At 41.0% G+C, this 24033-nt stretch carries 16 protein-coding genes; 10 read left to right on the forward strand and 6 right to left on the reverse strand.

Translation table 11 applies throughout. The features are described 5' to 3' along the window. The first annotated feature begins 28 nt into the window (after positions 1-28). From ACTJKN_RS15550 to ACTJKN_RS15595, 10 genes are all read left to right on the forward strand, one after another. Positions 29-3568 carry a SusC/RagA family TonB-linked outer membrane protein gene (locus ACTJKN_RS15550; protein WP_440826392.1) on the forward strand — a complete coding sequence of 1180 codons (3540 nt, stop codon included), beginning with the start codon at positions 29-31 and terminating at the stop codon, positions 3566-3568. Between the two features lie 11 nt (positions 3569-3579). Next, on the forward strand, positions 3580-4950 hold the full coding sequence (locus tag ACTJKN_RS15555; RefSeq protein ID WP_440826394.1) for a RagB/SusD family nutrient uptake outer membrane protein: 1371 nt from the start codon (positions 3580-3582) through the stop codon (positions 4948-4950). 51 nt (positions 4951-5001) lie between these two features. Continuing rightward, a complete protein-coding gene (locus ACTJKN_RS15560) occupies positions 5002-5901 on the forward strand; it encodes a BT_3987 domain-containing protein (protein ID WP_440826396.1) in 900 nt (299 codons plus the stop codon). An 86-nt stretch (positions 5902-5987) separates the two neighbouring features. Next, positions 5988-7127, forward strand: a complete 1140-nt coding sequence (locus tag ACTJKN_RS15565; protein ID WP_440826397.1) for a redoxin domain-containing protein — start codon at positions 5988-5990, stop codon at positions 7125-7127. Between the two features lie 41 nt (positions 7128-7168). Continuing rightward, positions 7169-8278 (forward strand): thioredoxin-like domain-containing protein, encoded by a 1110-nt coding sequence (locus ACTJKN_RS15570; RefSeq protein ID WP_440826398.1) that lies wholly within the window; start codon positions 7169-7171, stop codon positions 8276-8278. A gap of 250 nt (positions 8279-8528) precedes the next feature. Continuing rightward, the gene (locus tag ACTJKN_RS15575; RefSeq protein ID WP_440826400.1) at positions 8529-11021 is read left to right on the forward strand and encodes a zinc-dependent metalloprotease; all 2493 of its coding nucleotides are present in this window, start codon (positions 8529-8531) and stop codon (positions 11019-11021) included. 91 nt (positions 11022-11112) lie between these two features. Further along, on the forward strand, positions 11113-11376 hold the full coding sequence (locus ACTJKN_RS15580; RefSeq protein WP_440826402.1) for an ACT domain-containing protein: 264 nt from the start codon (positions 11113-11115) through the stop codon (positions 11374-11376). Positions 11377-11667: 291 nt separating this feature from the next. Next, complete coding sequence (locus ACTJKN_RS15585) at positions 11668-12573, forward strand: helix-turn-helix domain-containing protein (protein ID WP_440826404.1); 906 nt, start codon at positions 11668-11670, stop codon at positions 12571-12573. Between the two features lie 75 nt (positions 12574-12648). After that, the gene (locus tag ACTJKN_RS15590; RefSeq protein ID WP_440826406.1) at positions 12649-13485 is read left to right on the forward strand and encodes an SDR family NAD(P)-dependent oxidoreductase; all 837 of its coding nucleotides are present in this window, start codon (positions 12649-12651) and stop codon (positions 13483-13485) included. A 430-nt stretch (positions 13486-13915) separates the two neighbouring features. Beyond that, positions 13916-14608, forward strand: a complete 693-nt coding sequence (locus tag ACTJKN_RS15595) for an aspartate/glutamate racemase family protein (protein ID WP_440826408.1) — start codon at positions 13916-13918, stop codon at positions 14606-14608. A gap of 84 nt (positions 14609-14692) precedes the next feature. Here the strand turns inward: ACTJKN_RS15595 and ACTJKN_RS15600 are convergent, their stop codons facing one another. The 6 genes from ACTJKN_RS15600 to ACTJKN_RS15625 form a co-directional block, all read right to left on the reverse strand. Beyond that, entirely contained in the window at positions 14693-15283 is a 591-nt protein-coding gene (locus tag ACTJKN_RS15600) for an HD domain-containing protein (protein ID WP_440826410.1), read from the reverse strand. Between the two features lie 255 nt (positions 15284-15538). Next, positions 15539-16774 (reverse strand): glycoside hydrolase 5 family protein, encoded by a 1236-nt coding sequence (locus tag ACTJKN_RS15605; RefSeq protein ID WP_440826412.1) that lies wholly within the window; start codon positions 16772-16774, stop codon positions 15539-15541. Positions 16775-16963: 189 nt separating this feature from the next. Further along, complete coding sequence (locus ACTJKN_RS15610; RefSeq protein WP_440826414.1) at positions 16964-17785, reverse strand: alpha/beta hydrolase; 822 nt, start codon at positions 17783-17785, stop codon at positions 16964-16966. 212 nt (positions 17786-17997) lie between these two features. Continuing rightward, positions 17998-19659: a RagB/SusD family nutrient uptake outer membrane protein gene (locus tag ACTJKN_RS15615; protein WP_440826416.1), complete on the reverse strand. Its 1662-nt coding sequence runs from the start codon at positions 19657-19659 to the stop codon at positions 17998-18000. Between the two features lie 3 nt (positions 19660-19662). Further along, entirely contained in the window at positions 19663-22818 is a 3156-nt protein-coding gene (locus tag ACTJKN_RS15620; protein ID WP_440826418.1) for a SusC/RagA family TonB-linked outer membrane protein, read from the reverse strand. 137 nt (positions 22819-22955) lie between these two features. Continuing rightward, positions 22956-23978 (reverse strand): right-handed parallel beta-helix repeat-containing protein, encoded by a 1023-nt coding sequence (locus ACTJKN_RS15625; protein ID WP_440826420.1) that lies wholly within the window; start codon positions 23976-23978, stop codon positions 22956-22958. Between the last annotated feature and the right edge of the window lie 55 nt (positions 23979-24033).

Below are 24033 nucleotides of genomic sequence, written 5' to 3' on the forward strand. Positions count from 1 at the left end.
AGGCTGTATGAAAAAAATGCTAATGACTATGAAGTTAACCGCACTTCTTCTGACAGCAATTATTTTACAGGTCAGCGCCACTACCCTTGCTCAAAAGGTTACACTCAAAGAAAAAAACATAACACTCGGCCAGGTCTTTAACAAGATCAGTACGCAAACGGGTTATGATTTTCTGTATACCACTTCTTTGCTTAAAAGTGCAAAACCCGTAACAATTGATGTCCAGAACGTAGAACTGAACATTGTTCTTAAAGAAATTTTCTCTAATCAGCCTCTAGACTTCAGCATAGGGGATAAATCAGTTGTCGTTACCCCAAGGACGAAACCGATACTTAGGACAAGCATTCCAACACCTAATTCTCCCATAACAATTACGGGAAAGGTGATAGATTCAGCATCCGGCAAACCGCTTTCTGGGGCAACGGTTATTATAAAGGGTACTGGACAGGGTATCAGAACCGCTCCAAATGGCTTTTTTATTTTCCCCAATGTAGAAGAGAACGCAATAATTATTGTCAGCTTTATCGGCTATCAAAACAAAGAGGTCCGCGCGGCAAAAGACATGGGCACAATCGCATTAAGTATGACCAGCAGAAACTTAGACGAGGTGGCCGTATCAGTAAATACGGGATACCAGCGTATCAAACCTGAGCAGAGCACGGGTGCGGTGTCGCAGTTGAGCAGCAAAATGTATGAATCCAGGATTAGTACAAACTTCCTCGATGGACTAGTCAATAAATTGCCGGGGCTTATGATCAACAATAGTGTATTATTCAATAGTACTGTTCCCGGGGGAAACGCTTCCAGCAGACCTTTGTTCAATATCCGTGGTATTTCCACGATGTCGGCAAACCAAACTCCACTTATCGTTGTGGACGGCTACCCGACAGAACTGACCCTTGATCTTATAGACCCTAACGAAATTAAATCTGTAACGATCCTAAAAGATGCGGCAGCTGCCACAGTCTACGGCGTAAGGGCATCAAACGGGGTAATCGTTGTTGAAAGAAAAACCCCGCTTGCAGGTAAGGCTCAATTTACATTCAGGGCAACTACGGCTCTAACCCCAAAAGAAAATTACAGCCGGTACAGGTGGGCGGATGATGCTTCCGCTATCGCAGTAGACTACAAAAGATCAGTTTTTGCTTCAAGTGTAAATACAAATACCTGGGCTGGATTGGCAAGAGGCGGCGAGGGAACGACACGCCGGTCACCAGTATACTATATACTTGCCCAGGCTGCAGCAAACATCATCACGCCGTCACAGGCTGCAAATTCTTTCGCAGGGCTGGCAGGATATGATAACCTAGATGAATACAGCGATGTTTTCCAAAGGAGCGCATTCACAAAAACCTATAACCTTAATGTTTCAGGGGGCAGTGCTAATGCACTTTATTACATCAGCTCAAATTATACAGGTAACCGTGCGACTTCCATAAACAATGATGACAACAGGTTTTCCATAACCGCTAGAAGTCTTCTAAAGTTTACTAAACGCTTATCCCTGGATATTTCAACCGATTACCAGGAGCAGCGGATGAATAGTGCTCCGGTCCCTGGCGCATCTTCATTTGAACCTTACGAGCACTACCGCGATGTAAACGGAAATCCGACCTACATTCTCGGGGGAGGCATATCTCCTTATTTTAACCGTTCGCTAATGGCGCAGGGCCTTGCCGATAATTTATACTATCCGCTGCTTGATGTAAACGAGATCTCAGATAAAACCCACACTGTAAATAACCGCTTCAAAGCTGATTTTAATTACAATATTGGAGGTGGTTTCGACCTGACCTTTGGCGGGGTGTATGAGAACTCGCGCTCGGATTTTAAACACAGTGCTTCTGAACGCTCATCTGAAACAATCAGCTATATCAATAGTTATGCTGTAAAAAACCCTGACGGTACCCTAAAATATAATATACCGGTCGGTGGTTATCTCAATCAGGAGGGAACAACAACTACAAGTTATACCGCTCGCACGCAACTGAACTTCAACAGAACATTCGCAAAGGATCACTCCTTTAGCGTCATTGCTGGTGGAGAGGTAAGAAGCCTGGTCAGCAAAGGAAATACGGCATCTTATTTCGGATACAATGATCAGTCCTTACTGCTTCAGCCAGTTGATTTTTCCGCCATCAGTACTGGAGCTATAGTGGGCAGTTTTCAATTGGGTTCCCCTATACAGGGACAGGGTTACTTCAACAACTTTTTTAACCAGCAATATACCGAAGACCGCTTTTTATCAGGTTATTCAACCTTTACTTATTCCTTTAAAAATACTTATACGCTTACCGCAAGTGCGCGCATAGATCAGTCCAACCTGTTTGGAACAAATCCGAAATATAAATACAAACCACTATGGTCTGTAGGTGCCGGATGGAATATTAATAAGGAAAGTTTTATGGAAAATGTAGACTGGGTCAATACACTTAAACTACGTGCATCCTATGGTTTCAATGGTAACGTTGCGAAATCATCACTGCCAGAGGTAATTGCACGGAGCGTATTAAGCAATTACGTTACCCCTACAAGTCAGGCACTTACACTACTTTCATATGCAAATAGTAGCCTGCGTTGGGAACAGACCAAAAACCTTAACATCGGACTGGACTATACAATTTTCAAAAACGTTAGGGGATCGGTAGATTATTACACCAAAAGAAGCACCGACCTATTAGGTAACGCCGTGATTGATCCAACTATAGGGGTCAGTCCTACCCTTATCAATCAGGCTACAATTAATAACCAGGGCCTGGAACTTAATCTGAACGCAGACTGGATTTCTACCCCTAAGTTGAATTGGAATACTGCCTTTGCGATTTCCAGGAATACCAGCAAAGTACTGGACGTCTATCGCGCATCAGACTCCAGACCCTCTACACTTGCCGCCCTTGGATATGTAAAAAACTATCCTGTTGGTGCCATGTTCTCTTACAACTATGTAGGCCTGGATGATAAGGGGTACCCTCTTTTATCAGGTAACGGCGGCAAGATTTATAACACTCAGACCATTGGAGACAATACGCCAACGGGGATCGCCTTAAGAAGTGACACTTCCGGAGTACTTGGATATTCAGGGTCTTCTATCCCGACTATATTTGCTGGACTGACCAACAGGGTTGATGTTGGCAGCTTTTATTTTCAGGCAACCATAAATTATTATGGAGGTTTCAAGGTACGAGTTCCCAGACCTAATCCCAGTCAGAACAGACCGCTGGAAGGAGCGGGAAGCTACTGGAGAATGCCCGGAGATGAATTAAAAACCGATGTAATGGGACTAGCAGGTTTTTTCAATAACCAAAATGCACGCGATGCCTACAATTTCGCAGATAAATACGTTGTACATGGAGATTATATCACCCTGGGTGATCTAGTAGTATCCTACAATTTTGACCAGTCGAAATTCGTTAAAAAGGTTGGTTTAAGGCACCTGGAATTAAAAGCGCAGGCTTCCAATCTCTATACAGTAGGCCTTAACAGATATAACTACAGCCTTGGTGCGGGAAGTTATGAAAAGTCCTACATCACCCCAACATTCTCTTTAGCTTTATTAACCAACTTTTAAACAGTAACGAAATGAAGAATCAAAAGATAAATTTTATCTGTATACTGGCATGCTGTCTGGTATTTACAGGATGTGATAAATACCTCGACATCACCCCAAAGGGAAAGACCCTACTTTCCACTGTTGACAATTATGAACAGTTTTTAAATGACGATAAGTTCTATTCGGGAGCAGTGGCACCATCCGCATACAATTATTTAAACTACTTGGGTGACAATTATGATTTTGTAACCGTTAAGACCCCGGCAATTGATCCCTCTGAGCTTATATACACGTGGTCACTTCAGTTTTCGACAGACATTAACACCTCTCCTCCAATTTGGGGCGATCATTATGGAAGGATCAACCTTTATAATACTGTTCTGGTTGGTATCGACAATGCCACAGGAGGAACAGCTGCAAAGAAAAGGAGCTTAAAATCAGAGGCATTATTAGGCAGGGCGATGGAGTATTTTTATCTGATCAATGAATATGGTAAGCCTTACGATGCCACTACGGCCCAACAGGATCCAGGCGTTCCTTTTGTGACTTCGAATGATGTAAGTCAGAAAGCTCCATCCAGAAGCTCGATTGCTGAGGTTTATCAGCACATTATAGATGACATTAACGCAGCAATTACAGACCTTCCAGGTGACAACTCGGCAAACCGGCTACGCGGTTCTAAAGCAGCCGGATATAGTGTGCTGGCAAGGACATACTTTTACATGAGAAATTATCCTGAGGCCCGCAAATATGCAGAGCTTGCCCTTTCCAATACCAAGGCGGTAATGATAAATTTTAATGGAGCACTTCCTGCAACCAATTTCCTAAGTGTACATCCCGATGTCATTTACGGGAGGATTTATCTGGCACAGACCACTCCTACAATAGATTTTTTGCGTTCATTTGTCAGTAATGATCTTCGGGTCCGCAAGCTGTATAACAGTGCGGATGGATATGCATTTACAACAAGGGGAGCCACTACATATACACCCCTTTTTGTATCTCCTACACTTCAATTTGTTAACCCGGGCACCTCGGTACAGGAGATGAAATTAACCATCGCAGAGTGTGCTGCACGCAGTGGCGACCTTACTGAAGCACTAAGCCAGTTGAACGATATCCGGAAAAACAGATTTTCGAACTATACAGATTACAGCTCCAGTGACCAGAACACCGTCCTTGAACAAGTTTTTCTAGAAAGGCGTCATGAAATGCCGTTTAACGGATTGCGCTGGTTTGATATGCGCCGGTTGGACAAGGAAAACAGGATGGGAACAGTAACCCGTTATAATGCGCAGAATACTGCGATAGTGACTTTACCCCCACATAGCAACCGCTATACACTGCAGATTCCTTTTCAGGTGCTCAGTTTTAATCCAGATATGCCACAAAATCCATAAAAAAATAAGGACATGCGTAAATTAAATATATTAATAATCTGCTCGCTAATAATGTTTTTGGCGGCTTGCAGCAAAGAAGATGGAACAGTTTCTTTACCTAATGCAAGTGTTTCTTTTGATTTCCCATCAGCAAAGGACTCTGTGGAAATATCATTACCCATAATTGATAACGTGGCGATGGTATTCGACATTAAGGCTGCATTATCTGGTAGTACTTCCTCCAGCGATCACCAGATCAGTTTTGGGGTAGATACTACTAAAATAGCAGATTTCCGAGCAAAATATGGCAATGCGGTACTATTACCTGCTACCTCTTATCTGTTCTATAAAGCGAACACGGTGATACGGGCCGGTTCCTCGGTTTCAGAGGCCGCACAGCTCAACGTTGGTCAGCAGACAAAATTAAAAGGGCGAACCACCTATGTTTTGCCAGTTGTGATCCAGTCAGTAGACGGTAAAACAGAAGGACCAGCCACGACAAGGGTTATCTACTACGTATTTAAAACGCAAAAAGCACAATTTATCCCGAGGGACACTTGGACAATTGCTGCCTTTTCTTCGCAGAACAGCACAGCTGTTGGAGCAGCTCAGGTGAGGGACGAAAATGACAAGACCACCTATTGGCTCAGCAGTACCACCCAGCAGATGCCCCAATTTGTAACGATCAATTTTAACGATGATTACACCTTTACTGGCGTTAGGTATTTCTATCCTACCATACTCCCCTATCCAACCTCTGGTGGACATCCCACTTCGATACAGATTGAGACAAGTATGAACGGTACAACCTGGATTAACAAAGGCATTTTCGCAGGCAATCTTGTTAACAATGAGCAGACACTTGATTTAGGAATAACTACAGCAAGATATCTGCGATTCACCGTATTGGCCGCTGCCAGATATTCGAATCTACCGGTTGTGTTCGTTAGTGGTATCGCTCTTGTCCCTTAATCAGCAAAACAGGTACAACAACAACTAAACTGGCTGTAACATAAGAACAGTTACAGCCAGAAACTACAATATCAACATAAACAGAAATGAGAAAAATAAATTTTATCGTAACATGCATCTGCCTTCTAACTATCAGCGCGAAGGCACAGAGCCAATTCACCGTAGTTGGTAAGATAACTGAAAAAACAGGTCCGGCAATGGCATACCTAAGTTACAGCAACCAGGGGAAAAAAGTTTTAGATTCGGTGTCTGTTAAAAACGGACAGTTTGTTTTCAAGGGTAAGGTAAATAATCCGTTGGGAGCCTATGTTTATCTTAAGCCAATCGTAAACGGTATTTCTCAAAAACCAAATGATGGCATTGAATTTTATCTCGAAAATTCCAACATTACGATCACAACAAAGAATTCTCTTACGGATGCCTCGGTGACAGGTTCTAAAACAAACGATGAACGCAAGCAGTTGCTTGCAATGCAAAAACCTTTCAAGAATACTGCGGATTCTGTTATGAAAGTTTACAGCAGTTGGAGCGAGGTTCAAAAGAAAGATTCGGTTTTACGCAGATCACTGCGAGCACCAATGCTTGCCTCACAGGCCGGATATGACAGCGTGAGCAGGGTATTTATCTCTAAAAACCCTAATTCTGTGGTATCATTGGTCACTTTCATTAACCTTGAGCTTGCACAGGATTTCAATCCTGATACCGCGCAAGCCAAATTCGCAAAATTCACTCCCGGTCTGCGCGAATCAGCGCCAGGGAAAAAAGTGCAGGCCATGATTGAGGTGGGTAAAAAAACCAACGTAGGGGTCACTGCAACGGATTTTACACAGAACGATCCTAACGGAAAACCAGTCAGGTTATCTGATTTCAGAGGACAGTATGTACTCGTAGATTTTTGGGCATCATGGTGCAAGCCATGTAGAGCTGAAAACCCAAATCTGCTTAAAGCATATAATAAATACAAAAGCAAAAATTTTAACATTCTTGGGGTATCGATTGATGACTCGGATATGAAAAAAGCCTGGCTGCAAGCCGTGAAAGACGATGGTTTACCTTGGACACAGACTTCAGAACTTAAGGGGGCAAATAGCCAGGCAGCATTAGCGTACGGGGTAACCGCTATTCCAGCTAATTTCCTAATTTCACCAGAAGGAAAGATTGTTGCCAAGAATCTTCGGGGTGAGGAACTTGAAAAGAAATTAGCAGAACTGCTCACCTCAAAATAGCAAGCCTTTCATAAGCTGAAAACTTATTAGAATAAAAAACAATGAAAAGAACAATCATTTCAATTTTTATGTTATTGCCATTTGTGGTAGCAGCACAAAAAAATTATACCATATCAGGAAAACTCACTGGCTTGAAAGAGTCCTCGAAAGTTTTTCTTTCTTCCATAAATGGTGGCAGATGGGTAAATACTGATTCAGCGGAAGTTAAAGGAGGAAAATTCTTTTTCAAGGGGAGTGTTGATGCGCCTAAACAAATCATTCTCACCCTTAAACGCTTAAAGTCCGAAGAGAAAAGGTATAATACCGACCAGTTGGCCTTTTTCGTAGAAAACGCCAAAATCTCTGTTATTGGGAACGATTCAATCAAAAACGCGAAAGTAAGCGGATCGATAAGTGAAAAAGAAAACAGCGAATTAATGACATCGATAACTCCACTGACCGATGCTATTATCAGTTTAAACAATAAATTTTACAAAAAACCCAAAGATGAGGCTTGGAAAAAAGCAACCGACAGCGTTAATTGGATGGTAGATGAAATTAAGAGAAGAAATTGGAAATTCGTAGCGTCACACCTCAATTCATTTATGGGGCTTTATATATTTAACCAGGATATTCTGAGCGGAAGTTTTGAATCAGCCAAGGTTGACCCCCTTTTTGAAAAATTTTCATCTGAATTAAAAACTTCAGCCTTAGGAGATCAGGTAGCTAAAAAGATGGAGATTGGAAGAAGACGTCAGGCCGGTGTAAAAGTTGCCGATTTTACTCAGAACGATTTAAACGGGAAGCCCTTTACATTATCTTCATTGAGGGGGAAATATGTGCTGGTCGATTTCTGGGCAAGTTGGTGTGCACCCTGCAGGGCAGAAAACCCAAATGTGGTAAAGGCCTATAACAGTCTTAAAAACAAGGACTTTGAAATTGTGAGTGTATCTCTTGATGCAAATAAGGAATCATGGAAACAGGCTATTGAAAAAGATGGAATGCCATGGATCCATGTGAGTGACCTGAAATATTACAAAAATGAGGTAGCACTCATGTTTGGAATTAATTCAGTGCCTCAAAACCTGCTGATCAATCCTCAAGGTATAATTGTTGCCCGAAATCTTCGGGGAGAAGACCTTACAGAAAAAATCTCTGCGTTGATGAAGTAATGTAAATTGGCGATCGACTTGATTATTAAAGAAAATATAATCAGCATAGCATAGCCATTATTTTAACCGTTTCCCTCCAATTACGGGAAACGGTTACATTTCGTAATTTTCCGGTTCAATTAAAAATTTCGGTGCAAAAAATGGGAAGAGCAGCTCTGTAACTCAAATTTGACCAGGAAATGAGTGTCTACAAGCTGACCAGCTCCACTGGAAATCTATAAACAAAATACAAAAAGTAATATCAACATTCATGAAAAAATTCTTAATGTTTACCTTTTTGGGTATAACATCAATCTTCGTTGCCAAAGGTCAAACAAAACCCGGAGCACCGAAAACCTTACCCGTAGATACGGTAAAGAAAGCAGCAAACATACCTATGGTCGTTAACAAAGGTCAACCTAAACCTTTCGAGCAGGTCATCACCGGGAAAGCGGTTACGCGCAAGGGAATGATCACCACCCATCGGCTTGAAGACAAATATTTCTTTGAAATTGCCGACAGTACTTTAGGTAGGGATATTTTGGTAGTGAGCCGAATTTCAAAAGGCGGATCAACAATTGGTTATGCAGGAGACCAGCTTGGGAGTACAGTAATCCGTTTTGAAAAAGGCCCGTCAAACAAAATTTTCATGCGCAAAGTTTCATATAAAACATATGGAACAGACAGCACAACCGCGATGTACCAAAATCTACAGCGCTCCAATATTCAGCCAATTGCTTCGGCATTTCCAATTGCTGCTTACTCGGCTGATAAGAAGGGCAGCGTAATTGACATGACTGACTATATCAACAGTGATAACGATATTTTTTATTTTGGATCCGCTGTAGGTAAAGCAGGGTTCCGTTTTTCAGCACCGCAGCCGGACAAGAGCTATATAGTCGGGATCAAAAGTTTTCCAACAAATGTAGAAATCAATGTTGTAAAAACATACATGCTCACCCCTGCTCCACCGAAACCCGGCACTGCAGGAGACATTGATATGAGTTCACCCTCAAGTTCAGCTACCATAGAACTAAATGTTTCAATGGTTATGCTACCCAGAGTGCCGATGAAGGCAAGATACTATGACTCAAGAATAGGCTATTTCACCGTAGGCTACACTGATTTCGATGGTAATCCACAGGGCATAAAGGAGGTGGAAATGATAAGACGCTGGAGACTCGAGCCTAAAACCGAAGACCTTGCCGCCTACAAAAGGGGAATATTGGTAGAACCCAAAAAACCTATTATATATTATATTGATCCTGCGACACCAAAAAAATGGGTTCCATACCTTATCGCAGGAGTAAACGACTGGCAGAAAGCTTTTGAAAAGGCGGGATTTAAAAATGCAATTATTGCCAAAGTTGCACCTACAAATAAGCAGGATTCTACCTGGAGTTTGGAAGATGCACAGCATTCGGCAATTGTTTATAAGCCATCTGAATTACCAAATGCTACAGGTCCCAGTGTTGCTGATCCACGCAGTGGCGAAATCATAGAAAGTCATATCAACTGGTATCACAATGTAATGAAACTTGTGCATGACTGGTACATGATCCAAGCTGCTGCAACAGATCCCCGTGCAAGAAAAATGGAATTTAGTGATGAACTGATGGGGCAATTGATCAGGTTTGTATCTTCTCATGAAGTAGGACATACTTTAGGTCTTAGGCACAACTTTGGTTCGAGTTCAACTGTACCTTCAGAAAAACTAAGGGATAAGGCTTTTGTTGAATCAAATGGCCATACACCATCCATTATGGACTATGCGCGCTTCAATTATGTTGCTCAACCCGAAGATAATATAAGTCCAAGAGGGATCTATCCGCGAATTGGTGATTATGATTTCTGGGCTGTTGAATGGGGCTACAGATTTTTTGACAATAAAAATGCTGCAGCTGAAGTACCCATATTAAATAAGTTGACGATTGAGAAGCTCAAAAACAACCGTTTATGGTTTGGAAGTGAGGCGAACCTTGATGATCCACGCTCCCAAAGTGAAGACCTGGGGGACAATGCCATGATATCCAGTGAATATGGCATCAAAAACCTCAAAAGGGTACTTACCAAGTTACCTGAATGGACACGGGCCGATAACGAAGGGTATGGTAACCTAAAATCTATGTATAGCCAGTTGGTTGGTCAAATGGTAAAATTTATGGGCCATGTATCCAGGAATATTGGAGGAGTGATGGAAACACCGAAAACAGTTGAACAGACTGGGCCAGTCTACCAGCGCAATCCTATGGCGAAACAAAAGGAGGCTATGGCCTTTCTGGATAGGGAGTTATTTAATACCCCATCCTGGATACTGGATAAGAAAATTCTTGCGGTCACAGGTATCGATCCGGTATATGTGATTACCTTGCTGCAATCTCCAGTTCTTTCCAAGCTGTTGGACAATGCAACTTTAAAAAAATTGATCACTGCCGAAGCGTTGGAGGGAAAGGATGCATACAAAATTACAGACTTATTCGGCGACCTGAGCCGTTCTATTTTTTCTGAACTGAAAACTGGGACAGAAATCGATATTTACAGACGTAATCTTCAGAAAAATTACGTTAATCAGTTAATCACCCTTATTAATGGTCCGGGCGCTGCAGCCGGTTCGTCAACCGACGTGAGTTCCGAGGTAAAAGGTGAGTTAAAAGCTATTCGAAGTGCCATTCAAAATGCAGCGACAAAGGCCCAGGGGCAGACGAAATATCATCTGGAGGATCTTACAGAAAGAATTGATTCTGCTTTAAAAGCCAAAGACTGATTACTCCTTTAAATGAAACGAATACAATTACTGATTAATAGGTTTGGGGAAAGCCCAAACCTATACATACCGCTATCCCGGAAAACAGAATATGACAGAACGGATTACATTGAATATACGGGCTGATTCCCGCCCAGGATTATTACATAACCTATCGGGGGTTATTGAGAAAAAGCTCATTAGAATAATAAGTTTATGTTTAACCGCTCCAGAAGCGGATGGAACTGTTCAAATTGTTGTTGAGTTGCTTATCAAACTTACCGATCTTAATACATTAAAATTAAAGCTTCAAAATATTGTTGAAGTTTATTCAGTTATCACAAGTGAAGCGGAACCGGTTACATCCGCTAGCTGAGTATAAAAAACTCTAAAATGTGATATTCCATAAAAAATTAGTTTGATAGGTAGTTTTTGATTAATCAAATGAACGGCATCCGGAGGGGTGCCGCATTTGAAATTAATTATCGACACGTGCTTTCCAGGTAAGATAACCCGGGTTTCTCAAAGTAAATGATCGAGTGTAGATTATAGTCAACTAATTTTGAGTTCATGCCAAAACAAGAAAAAAATCTGCTCAATTGAATAATCCATTTAATGTTTTTCGGAACTTTGGAACCGGCTAAAGAAATCATAGAAACTTCTCAATATGGCAAAAACCATAGAATCGATCGAAGAATTTTACAGACACAAGTTTGCAGGTCTCTCAGATAATTCGACAAAGTATAGCGGTCAGTTCAATGTTTTCCGGATCAGGGAACAACTAAAAGCGTCACAAACCTCGCCTACCTTTATCCGAAGAGATTTTTTTAAGATCATGTTGCTTCAGGGAAATAGCGTATTTCATTATGGGGACATCAGTGTTAGGACAGAAGGCAATACGCTACTGTTTTTTAATCCAACCGTGCCTTATACTTATGATCCTATGCGTGAGGGAACAAAAGGGTATTTCTGCGTATTCAGAGAAGGATTTTTCAGGGAGAGCCTACGCATTAACCTAAATGAACTACCATTGTTCTCTACCATGAAATATCCCATTTTCAGTTTGACCGAAAATCAGAATTTAGAGATAGAAGAACTTTTTGAAAAAATTCTTAAAGAGCTGGATACAGATTATCAATATAAATTTGAACTGATAAAAACTTATATTAGTGAGATAATCTTTTTTGCAATTAAGTTACAGCCATCTGAAGGAGTTGCTGCACATCCAAAGCCAGGACAGAGGATAACCTCTGTATTTTTAGAGCTTCTGGAGCGCCAGTTTCCGATTGAAAATAATTCCCAACGCTTTGAGTTCCGCTCGCCAAAAGTTATTGCAGACAGGCTATCGGTACACGTCAACCATCTTAACCGGGCAATCAGGAATACAACTGGCCGTACCACAACTCAACTTATATCCGAACGTATAACCGCTGAAGCTAAAGCACTTCTAAAATATACTGACTGGAACATTGCAGAAATCAGCTATGTCCTAGGATTTGAAGATCAGGCCCATTTTAATAAGTTTTTCAAAAAACGGACGAAAGTGACCCCTTCAACTTACCGCCAGGTTTGAATTTGACAAAAATCGGTTTGATAACAACAAACTAAATAAAGCACCCTGAGCTAACTTTGTCTAAACATAAAAATCATGAACGATACAAAAAATTGGTATATAACAGGGGCATCAAAAGGGATGGGACTTGCAATTGCAAAAAAGCTGTTATCAAAGGGACATAGGGTAGCTGCAACTTCGAGATCCGTTTCCGGATTTGATGAACTTGAAAACTTCGGCGATCTTTTCCTACCATTGGAAGTTGATCTAAAAAGTGAACGCTCAATTGCCGAATCACTAAAAACAACAGTTGATAAATTTGGAGGAATTGATGTTTTAGTGAATAATGCTGGTTACGGGCTTGGCGGCGCACTAGAAGAACTCACTCAGGAAGAAATTTACGAAAATTTCGAGGTTAACTTTTTTGCAGTGGTACGGGTAGTCCAACAGGCACTTCCCTATCTTCGTAAACAACGCTCAGGCCATATAATAAATATTTCCTCAATTGCAGGTTTTGCGCCAGGCTTAGGTTGGTCGATGTACTGTGCAGCAAAATTTGCTGTTAGCGGTCTCACAGAGGCGCTAGCTAACGATCTTAAACCACTGGGCATAAATGTAACAAACGTGCTACCAGGTTGGTTCAGAACAAATTTTGCAAAGGCTGATTCTATAGCTTATAACAAAAATCAGATTGAAGACTATGCCTTTCTGCGTGAGTATCACCAAAAGATGAGCAGTATGGATGGTGCCCAACTTGGTGATCCCGATAAGATTGCCGACGTATTTCTTGAATTGGTAAACCATGAGAATCCTGCTGTAAATTTATTTTTAGGGAGCGATTCCTTCAACCGGGCGAAAAAAAAGCTGGCCGATCTCAGTAGCCAGATGGATTATTGGAAAGATGTTTCTAGTTCGACCGACTTTGGGGATTAAATAACTATACCATTGAACGTGTTTTAAAGCAGTAGCACATTCAATGGTAAATATTGATCAAAAGTTGGCTTTGGTGTCATGCATTTTCAAGTGGCACCGTCATCCGATAATCCATACCATTTATGACTGGGCTGAAAAAAATTAATTTCAGTTTCATATATTTTTAAAATCGCGGGGTTATTTTCGATAAGACCATATGAATAATAATTCTGCTTTCTTAAACAGCGTATTTGCAGACCAACTTGCCTATTTGAGACCACAAACAGTCGTAACGATCATTCCAAGCAATAAATCCCTATAAATGTAACAATATAGTTCATATTAACTTAAGTTAAAAGCTGTTTGAGGATTACAGGTGATATTTGGGGATGCGCAGATTTTTTCACGCATGACTATACCAACTTCAAGTTTATAATTTCTTTAAAAGTCTATGAAAACTATTGGATTGATCGGCGGAATGTCCTGGGAAAGTTCGGATCTATATTATCAGGTAATCAACCGGAAAGTACAGCAAACTCTTGGTGGAATCCATTCATGTCAATGCCTGATGTATTCAGTAGACTTTGCTGAAATCGCAAGTTTACAGCATACTGGCGAATGGGATCTTTTGGCAAAAAAAATGATCAGTGCCGCTCAGCGCGTTGAACGTGGAGGGGCTGATTTTATATTGCTATGCACCAATACTATGCATAAAGTTGCCGGGGAAATCCAACAAAACATTGATATACCCTTATTACATATAGTGGATGCAACAGCTACTGCAATTCAAAATAAAAAGCTAAAGAAACTGGGGTTATTAGCTACTAGATTTTCAATGGAAGACAACTTTTTAAAGGAACGTTTTCAAAGTAAATATGGTATAGATACGATTATTCCTGATGAGGATGAAAGGCGCGATGTTCATGATATAATATATGGGGAGCTGATTAAAGGCATTATTTCCGAAAGTTCCAAACAACGCTATTTGGAAATCATCGAAAATCTAATTTCAAAGGGAGCGGAAGGTATAATTGCGGGCTGTACAGAGATTGAACTACTGATAAAACCAACAGACCTAAATGTTGAACTATTCGAAACCACTAAAATACATGCTGAAATGGCCGTCAGGATAGCGCTCGAATAAGTGGATGCTTGTACAACCAGAATTTCAAGATTTTGCAAATGCCTCATGGTAATATATTCCACTACGATCGAAATCAGGGAAAATCTATTTTTTAAGGATTCCCGTTTTGACACTTTCGTTGAGCAGGGCCTCAGCATATGCCCAGATAGAAATAGCCCCCTCTTTTATTGCTTCTTTCTTTTGATACACTTTGTGGTATGGCACATCAAACTCTCTCCAGGTCCCTCCATTGTTAGAAGCATTCTGCAGCAACGGCTCAAACCTATCCATAGCTTTTGCAAATTTTGCTTCATCGGTATTACCATCCTCGAATTCTTCCCAAATTGCAATAAATTCATCTGACTGCTCCTTTGGCAATAGATCAAAAATCCGTAATGCAGCCAAATGTTCCTCCTCGGTATTAGTATGGTTTTTTGCCGCATCGTAAATAAAAGTATCACCTGCATCAATCTCAACAAGATCATGGATTAATACCATCTTCAATACCTTAAGGATATCAATAGGCCTGTCCGAATGTCCCGCCAGAACCAGTGTCATCATTGCCAGGTGCCAGCTATGCTCAGCATCATTTTCACAACGATTACTGTTGAACAGCTTGGTCCTGCGCTGAATGTATTTTAATTTGTCAATTTCTTTGATAAAATTGATCTGTTTGATAAGTATTTCTGGGGTCATTGCTCTTGGTTTAAGATAAAAATCCTGTTCTTTAGGTGAAAGTTAAATAAATACGCTTGGTTTGATTCATACATAAATGCAAAAAAAACGATAAATTGTTTTGAAGGACATTTCCTCTTAGTTGAAATGATCAGCGGATTCTATTATTATCTTTGTTTTCTGCTTAATCGATTTTTTTCGCAAAACACTCTTAAATAAAAAAAAATGCCGCTAGATTCAAAAAAAGAATTAGCGGCATTTATGACTTTTGACGATTTATAAATGCTTGCTGTCCTGAGTTTTGAGGATAGAGCGGATAAACATTGTTTCTTCTTTTTTATAAGGTGTGCCATCGGTGTTAAAAATATCATGAAACCACAACTCTGGTGCTGAGGTATAAACTTTTGTCCAGCTGTCCCAGGGGTAAATAGTCTGCGACTTTCCATTAACAAATCCCCAGTTCATCATACCGACCCCGTATTTTTTCGCTACGGGCAAAAAAGTCTGAAAAGTACTTCCGTTTGGCCGTGCCATATATTCGGTACAGATAATAGGCCTTCCGTAGCGCTGAAGAAATACAATCCGTTTTTCGAATTCCGCGGCTGAGTCATAGTTGTGAAAAGAGATTACATCCGATTGCTCAAGCTGTAATTTCTCGATTGGTTTTAAAGTTTCATCTGACGACCAGTTGCCGACCCAAATACCAGAGGTAACAGGTTGAATTGGGTGAACAGCGCGTACCCATGAGAAAGTTTCTCTTAGAAGGGGAACAATAAGATCAACTTTATTTGCAATCTCAACCTTTTCATACGACGGTCCGGTCATATTATCCGGTTCATTCCAGACATCCCAGCCCAGGATCCTCTCATCTTTTCTAAACTTAGACACGACTGTCTGGATATAGTTCTGCAAACGGCTGTATTGGTTCGAATCTTTCAAGGCCTGCTGACCAGGGCTTTGAACCCAACCTGAATTGTGTGTGAAAGGCTTTGGCGCATGCTGCTTTCCCGATTTAGGGAATGGGTCCCAGCAGGAATCAAAAAAAACAACTAACGGCCTGATATGATGATTTTTTGCAATTGAAAGAAAAGTATCCAGGCGTTTCAAAAATCCATCCGGATCTTCCTGAAATGCCAAATCGTGAAGGAACACGCGCATGGTATTCATACCTAATCCTTGCGCTAAACCCAATTCTTTGTCGATCAAAATAGGATCAAATGTATCTGCCTGCCACATTTCCAATTGATTGATAGCATTACTTGGAATAAAGTTCGCTCCCACGAGCCATGGCTGTTTTTTATACCAATTATTGGCCTTTTCTTTTGACCAAATTCCTTCTTTGCCTGTAGATATTATCGAAATCTGTTGTGCATTAGTCGTTTGATTTGCCACTTCTGCAAAAAGGATAAGAATTGTAGTGAATACCAGTAAATAAAAATTTCTTAATCTGTTAATTGGGAATCTTTTAGAAGCGGCACTACGCCACTTTTGTAAGCTTAATTTTTTGTTCATAAAAAAATGTTGATAGTTAATAATCTTAAAGGTTTGCCATGCCTTTTTCTTTTTGTTGACTATATTTTTGCGTAAAACCATATGGGAAAATTATGCACGGCCCCATATGGGAAAAACGATTGATCAGATGCAGTAATTATATAGTATACGTCTCAATTATTCTATTAAAAGCAATACTGCATTACGGGTCTACTTTTTTGATTGTTTCATTTTATTTACCTCTTCGATAAGCAGTGCCAAGCCAGGCTCGACCATTGTTCCATGATTAAATCCCTGAAGCTCCAGAAGGCGGCACTTCTTGTGACCGGACAACTTGAACATACGCTGTAAGTAAGCATTTTCTTCATAGCGCCCCAATAATTCGATTTCCCTATCTCCGGTAATCAAGAGCATTCTAGGTGCGTTCGCCCTAACAAAAAAAAGCGGTGCGTACTTCTCAATTGTGGGTTGTAAATTACTTATTCCCTTTTCAGCTCTGACGGTAAAATGTGTAATTGCCTGCGGACTTAATGGCACAAGTTCAGCGATACGGTCTGGGTCTATGCCATATTTCCCTAAATAGGATTTATCCAGTGTAATCATAAGACCAAGATAAGCCCCTGCAGAATGGCCACTGAGAATAATTTTATCAGGATTTCCGCCATATCTTTCGATATTCTTGAATACCCAGGCTAGCGCTGCCGCTGCATCTTCAATATAGGCAGGTGCCTTGACATGAGGTGACAGTCGGTAATCCACAGAGACTACAGCAAAGCCTTTGTCCAACAACGCTTTAGGAATTTCCTTTGAACCACCGGTAAGAGAGCCGCCATGAAACCAAACAACCAAAGGGAAATCTTTGACAGAATTGGGGTAATAGATATCCAGACGGCATTTTGAATCTTTATAAAGATCTACTGCACTTGTATCTTTTAAGTAATAAAGAATGTCGGATTCTTTCGTATAGTTAGTTTGGGCTTTTGCTTTAACAAGGACAAGTGCAAAAATAAAACAAAGTAATATTTTGTTCATTGGTGTCGTTTAATGGTTTACTTTAAATATTCAAAAATTAATACGGATAGGTCAACATAAGGGCTGTTTCATCAAAAATGTTACTGATATCTACCAAATCAATTCTAGACGAGGTTAGATCGGCCAGGTTCATCTTTTATCCTGACCGATCGTATTATCACATTCCGTTCAATATACCTGAAGTAAAAATTGGAACAAATAAAAACCAGTTGTTACCATCCGGGGTTCTGCGTTAGTTTTGTGTTCACAGCAATCTGATTTGCAGGCATTGGTAGCAAAAGATACTTAGCATCAAAAGGTATAATGTTTGTCGCTTCTGTCACCCCACCACCCTGCCATATCCCGGCGGAGTTCTTCGGTAGACCCGGTACAAGAGAAGGTAAAAATGTACCGAACTGGTATTCGTACATAGAACGTTTATTGTCTTTATATCTCATTCTGATCAAGTCAAAAAAGCGGTTAAATTCCCCGACAAATTCAAGTCCACGCTCATCAAAGATTTTCATCCTGAAATCTTCCTTAGACACCCCATTAGTCACATTTGCAGGCGTTGTCCTGGCAACCCCGTTAGCAAGCCTTGCACGTGCTCTTATCGCGTTGAAAGCAGTTAATGCGTCGGCTGATGGACCATTAAGCTCATTTTCAGCTTCTGCTTTGATCAGATAAATTTCAGAATAGCGGAGCAGATAAAAGTCATTTTCATGCCCATTTGTTGAAAGCCCGGCGCCATCCACATATTTAAATAAGTATGAAGACGTTTCCCGTATATCTGCGGCTACAAAAGCTAGCGGATAGGATACATGGCGCTTATTTGCTGCATCGTTCCATTTGGAGAGAAAAGTTCTTTCAACCCGGTAATCATTAACAAAATCACCTTTGGTATAACGCTCAAAAAACCATGGCTGTATCCTCATAAACCCATTCCCCGATTTTGTGTTCGTACCTGTCGAATTGGGATAGGTAGAGGGTAAAAATGTGCCAGGCAGATAAGTACCTTCGCCGAACAGAGATATGTCTGAGCCATCACGTGTATGCGGAATAGCAAACATTACTTCTACGTAATTGGCTTTTTCTTTATTCACATCGTAAAGTGCACCATAATCACTTACAAGCGTATATTGTCCGGAATTGATTACAGCATCGGCAGTAAGTTTAGCCTTCTCATAAAAAGATGCCGATTCTTGAGATCGGTTATGCAAGTCAAGATAATTTGCATAGGTAAGGTAAGCTTTGGCCAAATATCCCTGTGCTGCCCCTTTTGTTGCCCGGTAAAATTCAGTAGCAGGTTGGTCTGTTCGGGTGGGTAAGCTGTTTACTGCTTCCTGAAGATCAGAAAATATCTGAGTGTAAACCTGATCGACTGTATTTCTGGGTTGATAAAAGTCTGAGCCCGCGTTAACAGAAGCAATAGTCAAAGGAACCCCGCCATACAGCTGAACGAGATTGAAATATGAAAATGCTCTTACGAACAGCGCATCACCTCTTGTCCTGGCTTTAAAAACAGGATCCAAAGTGATTTTTTCCACCGCATCAAGCACACCGTTTGCATCTCTGATGGTGAGGTAAAAATTAACATAAATGGTATTTACGAATGGCGTACCAGAATTGATCGTGATTTTTCTTCCCCAGATACCCTGTTCAAACGTTACAGTAGAAGAAATGTCATCTGCATATGGATGCAGGGACCATAAAATATCCCGGCCAAACACCGGGGGAGTGTTCAAATGACTGTATACACCGGTCATCAGGTTGGTAATATCGGATGGCCTTTTAATTGCATTGTCCGGGGTTGCCTGATCGTAAATGGTTTCATCTACTTTGCAGGAAGCAAAAGCAGAAATCAATAATATGTATAGAAGATTAATTTTTTTCATAACCTAGAATTTTAAATTTATACCTGCTGTAAATGTTCTGTATTGAGGATAAGACCCGTTGTCCACGCCTTGCGTCAGGCCAGTGCCGTAATCTGCATTAACTTCGGGATCATAACCCGAGTAGTCAGTTATGGTAAATAAGTTAGTAGCTGTCAGAAATATTTTTATATCCTTCACCCATTTCAAGTGTTTCACTGGCACATTGTAGCCGATATTTATATTCTTCACCCTAAAGTATGTGCCATCTTCGATAATAAAGTCTGAAAAACGGGAACTGAAATATCCACCACCGGATTTCGCCCTGGGATAGTAATTGCTTGTTCCAGGCCCTGTCCATCTTCCATCAAATGCTGCCTGACTTACGTTAGTCGTAGCACCTGTCAATGCGTCCAGCCGGAAGCGGTTGAGATTAATCAGATCATTTCCCACACTGCCCTGCACAAAAATTGATAGGGTAAATCTTTTATAGCTAAAAGTATTGGTTAGACCGTATATATAATCTGGATTTGGATTTCCAATGATCTGACGGTCATCGGCAGTTATTGCATTATCACCATTGATATCGACGTATTTAAAATCTCCTGGTTTAGCAACTGAAGCCTCTGGCCCTGCAGCGACCTCAGCAGCATCCTGATAAATTCCGTTTATACGGTATCCGAAAAAGGAGCCAACCGGCTGATTCAACTGCGCTACATGTATAGGCTGATTGAGTAAACTGCCAGCACTCAGATAATTTGGTCCAAAAATTTTGCCGTTATCTCCCAGTGGGCCAAGGCTAACAAGTTTGTTCCGGTTAAAAGAGATGTTCCCTGTTACGTTCCATTTTAGCTTCGACTTCAAAATCTGGGCAGTCAGATCAAATTCAAGGCCTCTGTTTTCGACGCTACCTGCATTCGATAGGTAATTGGTGAAGCCCGTATTTGCAGGGATAGGCAGATTGATCAGCAGATCATCCGTACGCTTTTGGTAGGCATTTATCTCCAGCTGTAGCCTGTCTTTTAAAAACGCGATGTCAGCTCCTATATTGACCTGTTTTGTTGTTTCCCATCCAAGTACCGGGTTTGCAATATTATTCTGAACGTACCCTTTCACAATCTGGCCATTGATGACGTATGCATCAACACCCAATGTAGTCTGCGTCGCACCAACGGCAATATTCTGATTACCTGAGACACCATAACTGGCCCTTAGTTTAAGGGAACTGATGAAGGTGATGTTTTTGAAAAACTCTTCTTTATTTACCTTCCAGGCAAGGGCAGCTGAGGGGAAAAAAGTCCATTTATGCCCAACAGCGAGCTTCGTGGAACCATCGGCCCTTCCTGTAAGCGTTAGCAGGTACTTATCGTCATAGGCATAATTGATCCGGCCTAAAAAGGAAGCTAGGGCCCATTGTTGATGGGTAGTTGTAGTTGTGCCCGGTGATTTAGCGCTTTGAAAGCTTTCATAGGTCAGGTTGTCATTGGGAAAACCAGAAGCAGATGTACCAAGTCCTTTTTGATCCCACTTTTGATAGGTGTAACCTGCTACAGCACTGATAGAATTCTTTTTGATTACTTTTTGATAATTCAGGGTAAGCTCACTGAGATAATTAAATCTGGTATTTTCCCCGCGGAATGCATAACCACCTAATTGGTCTCCAATATAGGTCCCCTTTGGACTATAGGTTTGTCGAAGTGTATTTGTTGTATATGCTCCAAAATTTCCTTTTAATATCAAATCTTTTGTCAGTTTAAGATCAGCAGTAAAGTTTCCCGACACCAGGTCATTGGCAGTAATATCCTTTTGGAGCCTCAGTACGGTAATCGGGTTGTCTGCCACTGCCTGATCAATTTCCCCCGCTTCATCTACTGCATTGACAAATGGGCGGACCAAGAGTGCGCTACTAATGACGTTTGCGGACTGCAGGCCCGACTGGGCAGAATTTAAGCCCAATTTTGCAGTTGATTTGGTGGCAGTTATGTTAAATTTAACTGATAAAGCCTTATTGACCGTCCGGTCATAATTTAAACGGATATTTCCTCTGGTAAGTGCCGAATTGTGAACCGGACCGTTAATATCTGTATAATCACCTACCAGGTAATATTTATTCTTATCATCTCCTCCGGAAACAGAAAGTTGGTAATTGTTTGTTACCCCCGTATGAAAAATCTGATCCTGCCAGTTGTTGTCAATTCCTTGCAGACGGGCGATCGCCGGAGCTTTGTATATCGAATCCAGACCATCATTCTTTGCACCTTCATTTGCAAACGTGATAAAGTCATTTGTACCTAGTACATTTAGTTTTTTCCTTACTGTGGATGCATCAGTACGGTAGCTGAAACTAACCTGCTCCGCATTTTTTTTGCCCCGTTTTGTTGTGATAATAACGACTCCGTTTGCTCCACGGGATCCATAAATCGCGGTGGATGAAGCATCTTTAAGGATTTCAATGGATTCAACATCATTAGGGCTCAATGTTGCCAAAGGATTTTGTCCAGGCTGGTTGGCTACTTCCCCATTGGCCCCAAGAGAAACATTGCCACTACCAAGATCGATCGGATATCCATCTAAAATTATGAGGGGTTGATTCGAGCCCAGTGAGTTTCCACCGCGTACAACAAAGCTCAGGCCTGCACCTGGACTTCCTGAACTTTGTACAATCTGTACGCCTGATACTTTGCCCTGAATGGCCTGATCAATTGAAGTGACTGGATATTCTTCCAGATCCTTAACTTGTAATTTGGAAACCGATCCTGTTAGGTCACTCTTACGTACCGTACCATATCCCACGACGACTACATCATTTAGAGCAGCACTGGCATCTTTGAGCTGAACATTTATAATGCTGCGTTTATTAACCGGCAAAGACTGTCCTTCAAGTCCAAGATAAGAAAAAACCAAAATGCCATCAGCGGTTGCATTGATAGTATACCTTCCTGCTGCGTTAGTTGAAGTGGCTGTATTTGTTCCCTTCAATTTTACGACTGCTCCTACTAATGGCTCATTTTTGTCATCGGTGATAACCCCGGTCACAGCGTTGTTCTGGGCATAGGATTTGCCCTGGCCCAGTAAAAGAATTAACAATAATAAAAAAAGTGGTAAGCCCTTGCTGAAATTATCACCAGTAAGGGCATCCAACAGGCTTAAGCCCTTTTTTGGATGGGGTAAATTTTCAATCATAAAATTTTATTAAAGGTTTGTTAGTTTATAGATTCAACTGCCTGTGATATGCTAGGCAGCATATCACAGGCAGAAAAGAATTTTATGACCGTTTTTGATCTCAAACGCCGGGATCAAAAACGGATTTTCATTCTTTATTAATTTTGGATAAAAGTATTCCCTGATGCATTTCCAGAATAAATATTGCCCGTAATTGCTGTATTTGTATTGGAATAATCGGTAAACCTTTGCAGAATGCCGTATGCAGCATTACTTGTAAGATGGTTGTTGGAAACAATAGTCCCGTCACAACCGCCAATGTTATTCTGAAAGGTAATGCCACTTCTGTAGTAGGTATTTGAAACAGTATTATCATCAACCCGGTTACCATTAGAATCGTCGATACCAATCCCACCAACTCCACGGTTGTATTTATTGTTCTTATCAATTGTGTTTTGATATACATAACCGTTATGACTCAATATATCGATAGTGAGGCCTTCAGCGCCATTCTCATATATCCTATTATTTCTTATGGTAGCATCCGAATGACCATGCTGGGATACACCTACCATATAGTTATAATAAACGGAGCATCCAATAACTGAATTCAATGCACATACAGGACTACCAAGATTATGAAGTGTAATTCCAGCACCTTTCGAGGTTGAATTTCCACAATTATGTATCTTACTATTAGATATGGTATTACTTTGCCCATAAATCAAAATACCACCTTCGGGTAAGTTTCCACCATCCAGTTCAACCTGATCAATAGTATTATGATTACCTGTAATGGTTATTGCAGCAACCGGTGATGTGTTTGGTGCCTTTCTTATTACCGCGCCAGCCTCCCCCCTGATGACAATATAATTTTTCCCTGAAGGCAACTTGATCCCAGTTGTTACGTAATGACTACCAGTTCTTAAGATGATCAGATCACCCGCAACCGCTCCGTTAATAAGCGACTGAAAGTCAGCGCTATTGCTGTTTTCAGCAAGGTAATAAGTAGTTGCATTGGCTGCTGCCACGCTACTGAAAGACTCTGGTTTTTGCAGCTTAACCTGGTCCGGGAAGGCAGCTAATCGGTCTGATTTTTTACACGCCGAGCTAAGGGCGAAAGGTAGCATTGCCGATAGGAGGATCAATGCCTTGATCGGATTGTTTCCATTTGTTTTCATAATGGTTTTAATTATCTGGTTAGGTAAAAATTAATTTAAGATTTAAAGCACGAAT

It is taken from the genome of Pedobacter sp. 22163, assembly GCF_052045595.1.
In the GTDB taxonomy this organism is placed as follows: domain Bacteria; phylum Bacteroidota; class Bacteroidia; order Sphingobacteriales; family Sphingobacteriaceae; genus Pedobacter.

Coding starts and splice junctions, on each gene's coding strand:
- ACTJKN_RS15605 (WP_440826412.1), bottom strand. CDS start 16,774: ATGAACAAAAAATTAAGCTTACAAAAGTGGCGTAGTGCCGCTTCTAAA.
- ACTJKN_RS15555 (WP_440826394.1), top strand. CDS start 3,580: ATGAAGAATCAAAAGATAAATTTTATCTGTATACTGGCATGCTGTCTG.
- ACTJKN_RS15570 (WP_440826398.1), top strand. CDS start 7,169: ATGAAAAGAACAATCATTTCAATTTTTATGTTATTGCCATTTGTGGTA.
- ACTJKN_RS15595 (WP_440826408.1), top strand. CDS start 13,916: ATGAAAACTATTGGATTGATCGGCGGAATGTCCTGGGAAAGTTCGGAT.
- ACTJKN_RS15565 (WP_440826397.1), top strand. CDS start 5,988: ATGAGAAAAATAAATTTTATCGTAACATGCATCTGCCTTCTAACTATC.
- ACTJKN_RS15600 (WP_440826410.1), bottom strand. CDS start 15,283: ATGACCCCAGAAATACTTATCAAACAGATCAATTTTATCAAAGAAATT.
- ACTJKN_RS15560 (WP_440826396.1), top strand. CDS start 5,002: ATGTTTTTGGCGGCTTGCAGCAAAGAAGATGGAACAGTTTCTTTACCT.
- ACTJKN_RS15580 (WP_440826402.1), top strand. CDS start 11,113: ATGACAGAACGGATTACATTGAATATACGGGCTGATTCCCGCCCAGGA.
- ACTJKN_RS15610 (WP_440826414.1), bottom strand. CDS start 17,785: ATGAACAAAATATTACTTTGTTTTATTTTTGCACTTGTCCTTGTTAAA.
- ACTJKN_RS15590 (WP_440826406.1), top strand. CDS start 12,649: ATGAACGATACAAAAAATTGGTATATAACAGGGGCATCAAAAGGGATG.
- ACTJKN_RS15550 (WP_440826392.1), top strand. CDS start 29: ATGAAGTTAACCGCACTTCTTCTGACAGCAATTATTTTACAGGTCAGC.
- ACTJKN_RS15620 (WP_440826418.1), bottom strand. CDS start 22,818: ATGATTGAAAATTTACCCCATCCAAAAAAGGGCTTAAGCCTGTTGGAT.
- ACTJKN_RS15625 (WP_440826420.1), bottom strand. CDS start 23,978: ATGAAAACAAATGGAAACAATCCGATCAAGGCATTGATCCTCCTATCG.
- ACTJKN_RS15575 (WP_440826400.1), top strand. CDS start 8,529: ATGAAAAAATTCTTAATGTTTACCTTTTTGGGTATAACATCAATCTTC.
- ACTJKN_RS15585 (WP_440826404.1), top strand. CDS start 11,668: ATGGCAAAAACCATAGAATCGATCGAAGAATTTTACAGACACAAGTTT.
- ACTJKN_RS15615 (WP_440826416.1), bottom strand. CDS start 19,659: ATGAAAAAAATTAATCTTCTATACATATTATTGATTTCTGCTTTTGCT.